This is a genomic window from Shewanella sp. MBTL60-112-B2 (genome assembly GCF_019655055.1).
GTDB lineage: Bacteria > Pseudomonadota > Gammaproteobacteria > Enterobacterales > Shewanellaceae > Shewanella.
On sequence record NZ_BPFA01000032.1, the window covers coordinates 19,463 to 32,818 of the forward strand.

The 13,356-nt window shown below is 44.9% G+C and carries 10 protein-coding genes; all 10 read right to left on the minus strand.

Going from position 1 to position 13,356, the window contains the following annotated elements:
- Positions 1-6: 6 nt before the first annotated feature.
- The 10 genes from tagD to K5Q73_RS17395 all read right to left on the minus strand — a co-directional run bounded on the left by tagD (position 7) and on the right by K5Q73_RS17395 (position 13,354).
- Positions 7-462 (minus strand): glycerol-3-phosphate cytidylyltransferase, encoded by a 456-nt coding sequence (gene tagD, locus K5Q73_RS17350; protein ID WP_220764550.1) that lies wholly within the window; start codon positions 460-462, stop codon positions 7-9.
- Between the two features lie 112 nt (positions 463-574).
- Positions 575-2,002: a sugar phosphate nucleotidyltransferase gene (locus K5Q73_RS17355; RefSeq protein ID WP_220764552.1), complete on the minus strand. Its 1,428-nt coding sequence runs from the start codon at positions 2,000-2,002 to the stop codon at positions 575-577.
- Between the two features lie 10 nt (positions 2,003-2,012).
- Positions 2,013-4,235: a WecB/TagA/CpsF family glycosyltransferase gene (locus tag K5Q73_RS17360; protein WP_220764561.1), complete on the minus strand. Its 2,223-nt coding sequence runs from the start codon at positions 4,233-4,235 to the stop codon at positions 2,013-2,015.
- A gap of 288 nt (positions 4,236-4,523) precedes the next feature.
- The gene (locus tag K5Q73_RS17365) at positions 4,524-5,597 is read right to left on the minus strand and encodes a glycosyltransferase (RefSeq protein ID WP_220764563.1); all 1,074 of its coding nucleotides are present in this window, start codon (positions 5,595-5,597) and stop codon (positions 4,524-4,526) included.
- Positions 5,587-6,945, minus strand: coding sequence for an oligosaccharide flippase family protein (locus K5Q73_RS17370; RefSeq protein WP_220764565.1), 1,359 nt, complete (start codon positions 6,943-6,945; stop codon positions 5,587-5,589). Before K5Q73_RS17370 ends, K5Q73_RS17365 begins: the two co-directional genes overlap by 11 nt.
- A gap of 561 nt (positions 6,946-7,506) precedes the next feature.
- Positions 7,507-8,757 carry an O-antigen ligase family protein gene (locus K5Q73_RS17375; protein WP_220764567.1) on the minus strand — a complete coding sequence of 417 codons (1,251 nt, stop codon included), beginning with the start codon at positions 8,755-8,757 and terminating at the stop codon, positions 7,507-7,509.
- On the minus strand, positions 8,715-10,121 hold the full coding sequence (locus K5Q73_RS17380) for an exopolysaccharide biosynthesis protein (RefSeq protein ID WP_220764569.1): 1,407 nt from the start codon (positions 10,119-10,121) through the stop codon (positions 8,715-8,717). Before K5Q73_RS17380 ends, K5Q73_RS17375 begins: the two co-directional genes overlap by 43 nt.
- 27 nt (positions 10,122-10,148) lie before the next feature.
- Entirely contained in the window at positions 10,149-11,450 is a 1,302-nt protein-coding gene (locus K5Q73_RS17385) for a polysaccharide biosynthesis/export family protein (RefSeq protein ID WP_220764578.1), read from the minus strand.
- An 11-nt stretch (positions 11,451-11,461) separates the two neighbouring features.
- Positions 11,462-11,827: an STAS domain-containing protein gene (locus K5Q73_RS17390; RefSeq protein ID WP_220764580.1), complete on the minus strand. Its 366-nt coding sequence runs from the start codon at positions 11,825-11,827 to the stop codon at positions 11,462-11,464.
- Between the two features lie 1,137 nt (positions 11,828-12,964).
- A complete protein-coding gene (locus tag K5Q73_RS17395) occupies positions 12,965-13,354 on the minus strand; it encodes an ATP-binding protein (protein WP_220764582.1) in 390 nt (129 codons plus the stop codon).
- Between the last annotated feature and the right edge of the window lie 2 nt (positions 13,355-13,356).

Genomic DNA, 13,356 nt, shown 5'->3' on the forward strand with positions numbered 1-13,356 from the left:
ACCTCATCATTTTTTTATCTGCTTTACCGATGTTGAACTGCTTGCAGAGTTGCCGTTTTTATTTCCGACTTGCTTAGGCTGGGCTAAGTTATTCTTTATCTCGGTGGTTGAGATCTCGCCGGTTCTATCTAAATACACCACTTCACATAGTACTGATAGTTCATCAAATTCGCCTTTCCAGTCATCCCCCATGCCAAAGATACTCACATTATACTTGCAGATATCTTTTGCTTTCTGGTTCCAGTGGGTTTCTGGCACGACCATATCGACATATTGGCAGGCTTCAACAATCTCTGCGCGCTGAAAGTAACTAAAAAATGCGGCTTTGCCTTTTAAGGCGTTAAATTCATCGGTTGAAACGGCAACAATCAGTTTGTCGCCCAGTGCTTTTAAACGCTTAAATAAACGGACATGGCCATAATGGAAAAGATCGAAGGTGCCGTAGGTGATAATTGTTTTCATAATATCTCTCCACTTAAAATGATTCTCCGCTATCGAATCGGATGGACCTTGTTAATGCATGGTTATTCCAAGTTCTTCGCTAGCTCTTTGTTAGCTCTTTGTTAGCTCTTTGTTAGTTCTTTGTTGGCTCTGCAGTGGTTGGCGGCTCAGGTGCTGAATAACACAATGATTGCTTGATGAGTTTCCAGCGCTGGATCTTTTGCTTGGTCAGCATGAACTCAGTTTCGATGAGTTGCCTTTCTTCCTCAGGGACGACGTCGCGGCGAAGCTGCAGTGGCCCATATAAACCGAGTTCGTCATCGTTAAACTGCTGCTCTTGCTTTAAAAAAGGAGTACGCCCAAATAAGTGAAGCCTGCCTAACACCACAAGATAAAGCTGTGGCAGTCTGCTAAAAAACAGTGAGTTAAGCTCCCAACGCCAGCTGGTATAACTCTTGTTTTTTAGGGTAATGACATCTTTTATAAATGTGCTTTTACTCGAACTTATAAGGCTGGCAAGTAATAGCAACGGGCAGATTACAACCCCCAAGATAAACAATACAAAAGCGTACAGTCTATCGAGTCGTTTAACTTTGCTATTAGGCGTCTGGGTATGGTTTTTAGCTATGATGCTGTCATCGTTTAGCTTGATTGCCCCGCCAGTACTAGGCGTGATCAGCATGTTGTTACAGATAATGGCATTGCAAACATTAAGATCTTGGCCAACATAAGAGTCATCCAGAATAATGCAGTTTTTAAGGCTAGAGTTGGCATCGACTAAGCAGTTTTTACCCACAATCACACTTTGCTGCATATTAACGCTTTCATCTATCCAGGTGTTATCTCCTATGACTCCCCAAGCATTTTGCATCCGCAGTTGACCCGTTTTTGTTTGGGCTCCAACATAAAAGCCATTTGCTTCATCGGCGCTGCTGCAGTAACGTCCTTTGGGCTCGGATCCTATTACCTTTTTCAGTGCCATGGCTTGATTGGCGCGCATGTATTCATTAAGCGTGTTTAGCATAAAGCAATCGCCATGTAGCACTTGGGTGACGGTATTGTGTTTGTTAGTTGAATGCTCAGTGTTATCACACAAAGGCCAGTTGAGATCCTCTGTGAAGGAAGCCGCAGCGGGTAGCATCATCAACCCGGCATTTTGTTCGTCTAACTTTGCAATGACAAAGCTATGGCTCATCTGCTGACTAAATTGCACAAAATGCTTGATGCAAGGGCTCCTCAACATGTCTCCTCGGGCAAGTAAAATTGGCTCAGCTTTATCGAGTGCGAGCCTTGGAATGATCTTTGAAATATCCTCCTGTTGTTTACTGAGAAAATACTCGACTTCTAAGCCCCAAAGTTCACCGTTACCGACTAATGTTTTGATTTCGCTAACTTGCGTAGAAACAACTAGCTTGACTCGTTCTATTCCAGCCTCAGCCAGATCTTCTAATGTGTATTCGATAATGCTTTTATTACTGATAGGCAATAAGGCCGGACAGTAATAGCTATCGAGTGGAGCTAGTTCTTTACCATCACGGTTTGCAAATATAATCGCTTGCATATCTCGCTCCTTAATACGCGCCACGGGCAAAAATAACTGCGGGGATCGTTTTCAGTAGCAGTAGCAGATCGGCAGTAAATGACTGTTGGTAGATATAATCGATATCGAGCTCAACTTGTTGTTCAAACGGAATCGTTGAACGGCCAGAAACTTGCCAAATACAAGTGATGCCGGGCTTTATCATTAAACGGTTTCTATGATGTAACTTGTACTGTTTAACCTCAGTGACTAGCGCTGGACGCGGACCGACGAGTGACATGTCACCTTTTAATACATTCCATAATTGAGGTAGCTCATCGATAGAGGTTTTACGGATTAAGCGGCCAACGAAGGTGATCCTAGGATCTTTTTTCATCTTAAAAATGACGCCACCATCCATTTCGTTACTGTGATTTAACGCCGCTAAGCGCAGCTCTGCATCTTGGTACATGGAGCGAAATTTCCACATGGTAAACGGATGATTATTAAGGCCCGCCCTCGGCTGGCTAAATAGCGCAGCTCCTTTAGATTCACAGCGAATAAGCGCAGCAACGAACAAAAGACAGGGTGACAAAAGAACTAACAGGCAAGCTGAGATCATGATGTCGAGCAAGCGTTTACAGCTACGAGCAATATGCCTATTTAGATTAAAGATTGCGCGACTAAGATTGGCTTGTCTTGCATCAAATTGGGGAGCTTTTTGGTTTTTAAGTGCCGCTTTATTCAACTCGGTTTGAAGCTGCAGCTTTGTTAGGCTGTGATTTTTCTTCACTGTCGATGACGGTGAGTTAAGCTGCAGCTTATCTAGTTGACGGTTTTCACACCAAACTCGATACAGAAAGCTCTGATTGCCAATAATATAGCGTTTCCACATTCTTTTAGGCTCTTGCAGTAAGCGGTAACACCACTCAAAGCCCATCTGTCTTAGCCAAAACGGCGCGCGTTTAATGCGCTTAGCGTAAAAGTCGAAAAGCCCACCCACGCCAATACCGATAGAGCAAGTCAGCTGCTGTTTATTCGCTTCTAGCCACAACTCTTGTTTTGGGGCTCCCATGGCCACTAGCAAAATATCGGCATTAGACTGATTAATTATGGTTATGACATCTTGATTCTCTTCGCTATTGGAATCGCTATCAAAAAAGCCATGATGGCAGCCTGCAATTTTTAGAGCGGGATACTGCTTTTGCATGTTCACCGCAGCGGACTGAGCTACACCTTCGCCGCCGCCCAGCATAAATATAGATAAGTTATTGTTTGCGGCGAGCTGGCACAGGCGCGGAAACATATCGGTACCGTTGAGGTTATCTTGCAGTGCTTTTTGTTTACTTAGGCAGGCTAAACGTACTCCTATACCATCGGCAAAAATGTGTTTAGTCTGCTTTAGGCACTGGCGGTAAGGCTCATCCTTAGTGCTGATATTTAGGCAATCAGCATTGATAAAGGCGTACTGCTGCATAGGCTGTGAGCGATGCTGGCACTGCAGTAACACTTCATCTAATAGCTGTTTCATGCTCCAGTTATCGAAGGTGATGCCAAATACTGAGATCTTAGCTGTGTTTCTGCTTGGCTTTTTAAAGGCGATACGGGTGACGATATAGACAATCACCAGTCTTAGCAGAGCGAGCAGATAGCGAACTAGGCTACGATGTGCTTTAGCGAGAGAGATTGGCGCTGCCTCAAAATGCAGTCCTGTTGCAGCATTCATCTGCTCGATAGAGGTCAAGCCTGGCTTAATTTGATAGCCTTTTTTTGCTAATGAATTAGCACTAGTATGAGTTTGTCTGCTGCAGGGCTTCTCGGTAGCTTTTGGCAATGCAAAAGTTTGCACTGTGCCCAAGATTGAAAGCTCTCCTCTTAATAGACTGAGCAATACTGGAAGTTTTTTAAACCAGCCCGAATAGGAAAACTGTTTCAAAGCTATGCATTGTAAACCTGACTGTTTTAAATTTGAGCATTGTAAACCCGAGTGTTGTATATCAGAGCTCTGCAAACCTGAGCACTGCTTACCTAGACCGTGAATATACACAGTTTCAAATGCTCCGGGCTGAGTCAAAGCGCTTTTAAGGTATGCATATATGAATAAGGGCGATGTAAGCAATAGCATTAATAAGGCGCTGACAAAGTCAAAGTAGCGAATGCTGAAACGTGATTGGTCATGATGAGTGGTTAGTGGCTTAGACTCTTTATTAGAAAGGGGAGCCGACCCTTTATTGGGGCGGGCATTCGACTCTGAATTCAAGTTGGTGTTTTTCATTATAGAGTCCTTATTAATAGTGAATCTGGATTGCGCGAATGCTTAATACTTATTGTTAACTAAGCACATACTAGGCCAATATTGAAAACTCCAATTATTCAGTGGCTTACATTGATTATTGGGTTGGTTAGATAATTATTTAGAGTAAAAAACTTGGCCATTTGCATCTTGCAAGGCAGGCTGCAAATGGCTTTGGGGAGGGGGAACGGTTTTTGAAACAGGGTTGAGCTTACTATCAGAGTGTCTAACTTATTTGGAAAGTGCTTGGCTTACTCAAGACTACAGAAGCTACTTTAAGAGTGCAGGATTGACTCCATCTCTATTTATTTTGGCGGTTTGAAGTCGGCCTAGTAAAAACTGTGCAAGCTCCTCAAAAACCTTATAGAGACGAAGTGGCAATAGCTTTAACAGGTAGGCTGCCGTCATGGTAGCTAGAGTGCGTCCGGTTTCTGCTTTAATGATCCCAGGGGAGGTTTTGAGTGCCAGATGCAGGTATTTAACCGCTTCTTTGCCATCTTTATTTCGAATGGCTTGCCTGGCAATATACCTAAGTTGATAGGCTCTGGCCTTAGCTTCATGTTGTGCCAGCAACTTAGGAGCATAGCCTTTTGCCTTGTTAATCATATTCTCCCAAGAGGCATACTGTTTTTTTAGATCTGCTGACAGTCCTTGAGCATTTAATCGATAGAAAGTAAGTGGAGCGGGGATCCCCTCTATTTTCCAGTGGGTGGTAGTGACTATTCTTAACCAACACTCGATATCTTCCGACTGGCGAAAGTTTTCATCGAAGTAACAACTATGAGCTTGGTGCTTGTTTAACGCCTGAAATCGAATATCAGATAAGGTTTCGCGGCGAATGACCGGAGCGGAGCCATTGCCCACCGGATTGCGACACAGTAGGTCGCTTGCCTCGATATTAGTGAGTTGAGGCATTTGGTAGATATTAATTTTTTGTCCCTGAAAGTTCATAAACAAGGAGCGACAAAAGCTAATACCTACTTCGGGAGCTTGGTCGAGGTGGGTAACGTGTTGCTGTAGCTTCTCTCTATGCCACATGTCATCAGAATCGATAAACGCTACATATTGGCCAATGGCATGACGAATACCAGTATTTCGCGCTGCGGCTAGACCTTGGTTTTGCTCATGCTCAATTATCTTGATCCTAGGGTCGTTAAACTGTTTGCAGATAGATAAGCTGTTATCCGGTGAGCAATCGTTAATTAACAATAGCTCGAAGTGCTTAAAACTCTGATTGAGTACAGAGGTGATTGCATCTTGAACAAAGGCTTCGACATTATAGATAGGCATTACCACTGAAACCTTTATAGGTGTCACTTTTTTATTGGCGAAATTAGCTGTCATAGCGTGCCTCCGAGCGATAATGTGCTGTATCGGTAATCGATTGAGTCAGTTTTAAGTAGAGTGTGAAACTGGGCATCACGAACAGGTGCGATAGTAAGATCCCAAGCGCGACGGCTTGTAGTCCCCAGATGCTAGAGATGGCAATTGTGACCGCTAAAATAAGGGTGAAACAGCTGTTATATAACAGATTAAACTGGCTTCTACCGGCACTAATTAGATACTGACTAGCGGCTTCACCTAGAGGCCTAACGAGACCGCTTAAGCAAAGCAGGATAAATACAGGCAGCGCTCCAGCATCTAACCATTTCTGACCGTAAACCCAAGGTACATAAAGTGGTGCGAGTAGAGCCTGTAAGCTAATTACTGGGACAGTCAGTAACATGATGAACTTAAGGGACTTAAAATACTTTTGCTCTAATGTCAGCGGTGTGGACTCTGCCGTTTGATCTTTTTGACAAAGATAGGAATAAAGCGCGGTGCCATAGCTTTGCACTAGACCTAAGCTAATTCCTAAACTGGCATTGAAGGCAAAGAAGTACACTCCTAACGCCTCTATTCCAAGAAAATAGCCCACCAAGATGTAATCAATATTTTGTCTAAGCACGATAGCCAAATCACCGAAGCCAACCTGTAAGCCAAACTTGAGTATTGCTTTGGATTTTGCTGGTAGCAGTTGCCACTGGTTCTCTTGGGAAAGGCGGTGGAAGTTGTCATTTGATAAAGTCTCAGGCAGGGGATTGTGGTATCGATGAACCCCAATCCATATAAATACCACAATGACTTTGGGTAAGATAATCGCCCAAATCCCAAGCCCGAGTAAAGCGAAGCTGGCAGTTAGCAAAGCATCAAATACTGTTTGCCAAAGTACGGCTCTACCGACAACTCGCATTCGGTTTAAACGCAGATTGACTGCGGCGTAGAGCATGCCAAAAGGTAGTAGTAAATAGCTTGTTGCCATGAGTATCATAGGAAGAATTAGCTGCAAGTTATCGTAGTAGATTGCAAGCGGCCAGCTGAGTAAGCTCATGGCAACGAAGGCGATAATAGCGGCCAACCAATTAACTCGATTGGCCGCGTGAAGAGATTGTTTAACTTGGCTGTCATCCATTTTAATCAGCGCTGCACTAGAAATTCGACGTGTAGGAGTACAGATGATCTCAAAACAGGTGAGTATGATGGCAACCTGGCCAAAGACTTCGGGTGTGAGTAAGCGCGCAATAATAATGCTAGACCCTAGGCGAACTATGCGTCCCAGCACTTGCGCTGAACCTAGCCAAAATAGACCTTTGGCTAGTGCGCCATTCAAGGCTGTAGATATCGATTCTCGGTATGACAGATAGCTTTGCATATGGGCACCTGTTTAAGAGAGCGCTGCGAATCACATCTGTTCGAGCGATGAAATCATCAATCAGCAGTTAGTAGTGTTAATACAGGGATCATGCCAACGCTGTGTTATAGCCATTATTTATTACTAACATGTTGGTTATTAACCTTATTTGTAATGGCTAAGCCTAGGGAAGAATAATTAAGGCTTGAGCTGGTGGCATTGGGTTCGCATATTGCGAATCAGAATGAAAAGCAGGTTAAAGGCTAAGAAGGTCCTAGGTTCTAGGAAAAGCAGGTTCTAGGTTAGAGCAAAGACGGTATAAGCAGAGACGGATAAGTAGAACGGCCTGCGGCCTTACGGTTTACGGAACGTTCGCTGGCTCACTCACAGTACGCTGCGCTGACGGTTAAAAGCTGAGAAGATCCTAGGTTCTAGGAAAGCAGGTTCTAGGTTAGAGCAAAGACGGTATAAGTAGAACGGCCTGCGGCCTTACGGTTTACGGAACGTTCGCAGGCTTACTTACAGAACGCTGCGCTGACGGTTGAGTGCTGAGAAGGTCCTAGAACCTAGGACCTTGATTCTTCAGTCCGTCCTCGTCCCTTCTTTTAAAGCTCCCCCGACAATAACGAGTCCTGGCCAGAACAGGTAGGCGAGGATCTCGAGATTTTCACCAAAGGTGTATAAGAATAGTTGCAAGATCACCGCTGCTGCGACGGCGCTTAAGGGCGAGCTAAACAAAGTCCTAAGTAGAGCTAGCAGGCTCACAATTAACGGGATCGCTAAGGCGATAGCGCCCACCGCCCCTTTTACAAACAGTAAGCCATACCAAGTATGATGAGAGCCTATCGGCATATACTCCACAAGATGCGGCCCGCGCTCGACAATGCCATGGCCCCATACCACGGCCTCATTGGCCCAACGTTCAAGGGCTATATTAGCCAGCTCTTGGCGCACTCGGGTCGAGCCTGCTCGAGCTGCTTTAAAGGCCTGTACGCTTTGTTGCATTTTTTCGGCGACATAAATTCCAGAAATTCCAAGCAATATAAATAGGGGCGTCGCTGCGAAATAAACCCAGGGAGAACGGCACCAGCGGATAAACATAAAAAATCCAGCTAGCAGCAGGTAACATACCAAGGCTAAACGGGATTGCGACAGTAAGATCATGCAAAAACTGCCGGTAAAACCATAAAATTTAAATCGTTTAGATTTTTCCTGAATGGCAAACGTAAAGAACAAGTTGCCTATCATGCCTAGGGCTGGGGCCCAAGGGGTGAAGAGTCGCCACCTTGGTAGGCCACTTGCGGGATCGATTTCATACAAGCTGACATTAAAGAATTCAGGGCCTGGGCCGCCAATAATACTCAAGGGCGAGGTGTATAGAGTACTAGGCAGTTTTATAGCCCAGGCGAGTATGAAGACTGGTAATAAAATAAGTGTATGTTTACAGACGATACAGCAGGCTCGGTAGATAAGCTCAGGACGGATCTGTAGGCTGCCAAGTAATGGGAATATCGCCAACAGTGCCCAGCCTTTCGCCCAGCCAATACTGGATTTGATGAGTTTGGCAACGCCTAAATCGTGAGTCAAGTGACCTATCACGAGAGCGAGTAACATTACTGCCATCGCCACTATCCAGCAGGTTTGTGTTTTACTGACAATATAAACCTGCTTATCTAGCAGAACTCGCTTCACCATTCGCAGCAATAATACCCATGCGATGACGGGGGCGACAAGGTACATAGCGCCTAAAAGCCAAAACAGATAGGTGCCAGTGATAGCGCGCCAGACGATTAATTCGTCAGAATTTTCTGGAGTATAGGTTTGCGGATCCATAGCATTCCCATTCCTGTAAATAGTGAAATTGAAGCGGCAATCCCCCCGACAATCGCTAGCAGGGTTCGCAAGTTATCGGGTTTTTCAGCTAATGAGGGGGAGGCCATTAGCTGCAGTAAAGGATAGGCTGCGTAAATGTCGGCCTTACCTAGGTCCATTTTAGCCAGTGCGGAAGTAAATACCGCTGTGGCGACTTGATGCTCTCGCTGCAGCCCTTCAAGTTTAGCTGCATCGTCATTGCTGTCATTGAACCTATGATCCCAATTATGGATTTGCTCCGACAGGGCATCAATTCTGTGTCTAAGCCCTTCGGCTTGGGTGTTGAGTGATAGTAATTCCTGCATTAGTTGAGCTCGGCCATCTAAGTCATCAACCGACAGCATCAACATTAAACGTTTATCGTTATAGCCAAGTAGTACCTTGCAGCGTCTGCTCAGCGCATTGAGTACCGATGTTTGTTCATCTTTGAAGGTGACAACTTTTGGATGACGTTTGCCAAAACGACTGCGGTATTCGGCCAATGTTGCTGTGACATTGGTATAGCCAATCAGCAACTGTTGGAATAATTGATCATTTTTAAGCGTCAACAATCCTGCCGCCTGCTTAGGTGTTAGGCTTAGGTGGATTTCAAGCATCTTCTGGCTGGCTTTTACACCTTGAAGTTCAGAGACTAAATTGACCTTGTTATGTCTCAGTCTCTCCATGGTTAAGGCGAGCTCTTTAAACTGATCGAGCGATACTAGGCCATGCTCAGATTGAAACTCGAGTAATTTGGTCTGGGTTAAATTGACTTTATTAGCAAAAGTCGCCATGCCAACACGAATAGCATCTTCACGCTGCTCAATTTCATCTCGGCGTAACTCAGCAAGTAAGGCTTGTAAGCTGTGGTAATGGGCCCAGGCTTTTTGCTGTGCCGCCTTGGCAGTAGTTGCTTTGATACTAAACTGCATCAAGCCAGTTTGGTTAGGCAGTTTCAACTTTGGCATACCAAATTCGCTACCCTTTAGATGCAATGTTTTAGCGGCTGCATTGATAAGTGTTTTGCTGGTTGAAATCGACTTGTAGTTGACCCTAGGGTCAATGGCACTACTTGCATAAGGGGAGTTTGTGGAGCTATTAGCTTGACCGACACTGTCAAGGCTGACTAAGGCTCCGGCACCCGCGCCTGGAAGGATCAGGATCCATTGGCTAACATAACGGCTAGGGCTTAAAAGCGTAAATAGCAGCACTAACAACCAGATTGCAAGTAAGCTAATAGAGGTGACGATGAGATAAGCACGCTTTCTCTTTTTAGCAGATAGCTTACTACCGTTTACAAAGTAGTGTCTTAACCACATAAGCGGGCTGTAGGAGTGTTTAGTCATTATGGCCTCCTATAAGCATTTTTGCTTTTATAGCAACTCAAGTAAGGTTGCAGGAACAAGCACTTCGGTTATGGTTCGTGCTATTTCACGAATATTAGTCACACGAGAGTCGTAACAAGCAATGCCATCTCCGGGCATTAATATTGGGTTCATACCCGTTTCCCATGAGTGTCTGATTAAGCTGTCCATTGAGCGTTCAACCACATCGACTTGAGCGGTTAAAGGGTTCTTAGTTATCAGCAGTAGATGGCGGCTAGCATTGGTTGACTGAGCGCCACCAACACAGTTTGCTGCAATAGCGCCACTTAATAGACGCGTACCATAAGGAAAACGAGTCGCATCGGTATCAACGGCAGATTGGGCGTTACTCGAAGCCGGTTGAGTCAGGTTTGATATGAAAACTCGAATGCCTGGTGCTGTGATCTGTGATGGTCTAGCCAGAGCATCATCAAAGTAGTCATGTTGCGGTACATGGACATGGTCCCCTGACATCAAGGTCATTTTTGGCACAGGGGAACCGTGGATCACGCCGGATAAATCGAGCTTAAAACTGTGCTGCCCTCTTATCACTGTAATCGAAGATATGTCTGCATCAGGGCGAACGCCACCAGATGCTCTGAGTGCTGATGCTATAGTACGTTTCACGGCTTGATCGCCGCTGTGTCCACCGTCATCATCGATGATTTCAAGATCGGATTTAACATTGATCAGATGCTGACCTGGTTCAAATACTCCACCAGATACAGTTACCTCAACTGGCGCCCATGTTAATGGGGTAATACTTAAGTGAACGCTGTTCTTAAGCATAAACTCTTCATCGACTAAATATTGCTTAATCGAGCTTGTTAACTGATTAATGTCTAATCCTTTTGCATGGATAGGTTGCAGAAATGGCAGATAGATATAGCCATCATTATTGACTTCAACATTACCGCTGAACTCTTCACCATTGAGCACAAGGATCTTGAGCCTATCGCCAACAGATAGGCGAATGTTTTGTGGTTGGTGCAGTTGCTGCTGTGATTGATTAGCGTACATCAGCCATGTATTACCCGTTAGATTGTTAGCCGGTTGAGGATTGGTATCTGTGGCTGCCATCTCTTTTTTAATGCGCATGTAGGGCGTGTCACGATCATAAAAGTGGCACTGAGTCATGTTGTCATCACTGTTACCCGCACAAATTGCCGCCTTCTCAGGACGATGAGGGGTGACGCAAGCCGTTAGCTGTAGCAGACACAGGCAAGTTAACAGCGCAACGGTTAAAGTCTTATTAGCACTTCTGCCGTGCATATTTTTGCCTGCGTTCAAGACGTTGTGAATATGACCCATGGCTACGCCCCTTATTGAGCGGCTTGCTCGTTGGAAAGTTCATTGCAGATGTAATCTATTGCTGCGGTTTCATCTTCATAGATAGCAAAGATCTGATGTAAACGCGTCAACTCAATGAGTGAGCGTACGCCTGCTGTTGGAGAGAGTAAGACGATGTCACCATTGTCTTTCTCTATTCGCTTTAAGGCTGAAATAAGCACCGATAGGCCACTAGAATCGATATATTCGACCTTGTGTAAGTCAATCACAAGTTGGGTCATTCCAGCGTCTATTTGTTGTAAAATAGCGGCTCTGAGTGTCGGTGTGTGCGTCATTATGACCTCAACTGGCAGAGTAATTTTACAGGCATTATTTTGTGGTAATTGAGAGAAAGTCATATCGCCGTCCTTAAAAATGCATCAGGCATTTTGCGTTGTTATCTGAACTGTTACTGTTGCTTGCTGAGTCGTTATCAGCGGCAGCTTTTACTCATATTCTTTGTTACTACTTCAACTGAATCGTTAGTCGTATTTTGACTAACATGCTTACTTATCTTGTTGCGTATATTTTGTATTGCAACTCTAAGGCCAAGTTTTATCTGTTTGTATTTTATAGTTTTTAATGAATATTGAGGGGCTCTTGAGTTTACTTGTGAGTTGCCTTCTTTATTTGCGATGCAAAATGGGAAAGGTTAAAAGCTGAGAAGGTCCTAGGGAAAGCAGGTTAAAGGCTGAGAAGGTCCTAGGTTCTAGGAAAAGCAGGTCCTAGGTTAAAGCTAAGACGGATAAGCAAAAGCAGGCTGAGCAAAAATACTGCAAGGTAATGCTGTTTTGCTTTTGATTTCCTAGCAGCGAAGCGTCCTCGTAGTGAGCTTGCGAACGTCCTAGAGCCTAGGACCTTGTTTAAGCAAAGACGGAAAAGCGGAACGGCCTGTGGCCTTACGGATGACGGAACGTTCGCTAGCTCACTTACGGAACGCTGCGCTGACGGTTAAAGGCCGAAAAGATAAGAAGGTCCTAGGTGCTAGGAAAAGCAGGTTCTAGGTTAAAGCAAAGACGGGCAAGCTAAAACTGATAAGCAAAAGCTGGATAGAGCGGTAAGGTCAAAGGCAACACTGTTTTTTGATTTTCCTAGCAGGCCGAAGGCCGTCCTCGCAGTGAGCTTGCGAACGTCCTAGAACCTAGGCCCTTGTTTAAGCAAAGACGGAAAAGCGGAACGGCCTGCGGCCTTACGGTTTACGGAACGTTCGCTGGCTCACTTACGAAACGCTGCGCTGGCTGTTAAAAGCTGAGAAGGTCCTAGGTGCTAGGAAAAGCAGGTTAAAGGCTGAGAAGGTCTTAGGTTCTAGGAGAAGCAGGTTCTAGGTTAGAGCAAAGACGGTTAAAAGCTGAGACGGCTACAGCTAAGACGGATAAGCAAAAGCAGGCAGAGCAAAAATACTGTAAGGCAACACTGTTTTGTTTTTGATTTTCCTAGCAGGCCGAAGGCCGTCCTCGCAGTGAGCTTGCGAACTTCCTAGAACCTAGGCCCTTCTTTTAAATCGCAATGCTAAATTGTAGATGGGTACCGGCTACAGTCTCTTGTAAACGAACGCTGTCCATCCAACTATTTATGATCCAAAGTCCCCTCCCTGAGGTTGATTTAGCGGGGGGGCAGTCGGTTGGAGCTGCTAGGGGCTGCATTGGCGAGTTATCGAGTAGATCGATGACAATCTGTTGATGGTCACAGTGCAAAATGATGATTAAAGAGTTAATTTTTGGGACTGAATGGCTAAAAACGTTAGAGACGGCTTCAAGAACGCAAGTAATCACCTTGAATCGCTTGGTGTCGGATACGTGGTTTTGCAGCATAAACTGCTCTATTTCTCTGCTTATGGAGTGTTTGGCCATAATATTTCTGTCGAGGTTAAACTGTAAGCTATTCATGG

Excerpts from the sequence above, each read along its gene's own strand:
- tagD (WP_220764550.1), bottom strand. The coding sequence starts at position 462 with ATGAAAACAATTATCACCTACGGCACCTTCGATCTTTTCCATTATGGC.
- K5Q73_RS17355 (WP_220764552.1), bottom strand. The coding sequence starts at position 2,002 with ATGCAAGCGATTATATTTGCAAACCGTGATGGTAAAGAACTAGCTCCA.
- K5Q73_RS17360 (WP_220764561.1), bottom strand. The coding sequence starts at position 4,235 with ATGAAAAACACCAACTTGAATTCAGAGTCGAATGCCCGCCCCAATAAA.
- K5Q73_RS17365 (WP_220764563.1), bottom strand. The coding sequence starts at position 5,597 with ATGACAGCTAATTTCGCCAATAAAAAAGTGACACCTATAAAGGTTTCA.
- K5Q73_RS17370 (WP_220764565.1), bottom strand. The coding sequence starts at position 6,945 with ATGCAAAGCTATCTGTCATACCGAGAATCGATATCTACAGCCTTGAAT.
- K5Q73_RS17375 (WP_220764567.1), bottom strand. The coding sequence starts at position 8,757 with ATGGATCCGCAAACCTATACTCCAGAAAATTCTGACGAATTAATCGTC.
- K5Q73_RS17380 (WP_220764569.1), bottom strand. The coding sequence starts at position 10,121 with ATGACTAAACACTCCTACAGCCCGCTTATGTGGTTAAGACACTACTTT.
- K5Q73_RS17385 (WP_220764578.1), bottom strand. The coding sequence starts at position 11,450 with ATGGGTCATATTCACAACGTCTTGAACGCAGGCAAAAATATGCACGGC.
- K5Q73_RS17390 (WP_220764580.1), bottom strand. The coding sequence starts at position 11,827 with ATGACTTTCTCTCAATTACCACAAAATAATGCCTGTAAAATTACTCTG.
- K5Q73_RS17395 (WP_220764582.1), bottom strand. The coding sequence starts at position 13,354 with ATGAATAGCTTACAGTTTAACCTCGACAGAAATATTATGGCCAAACAC.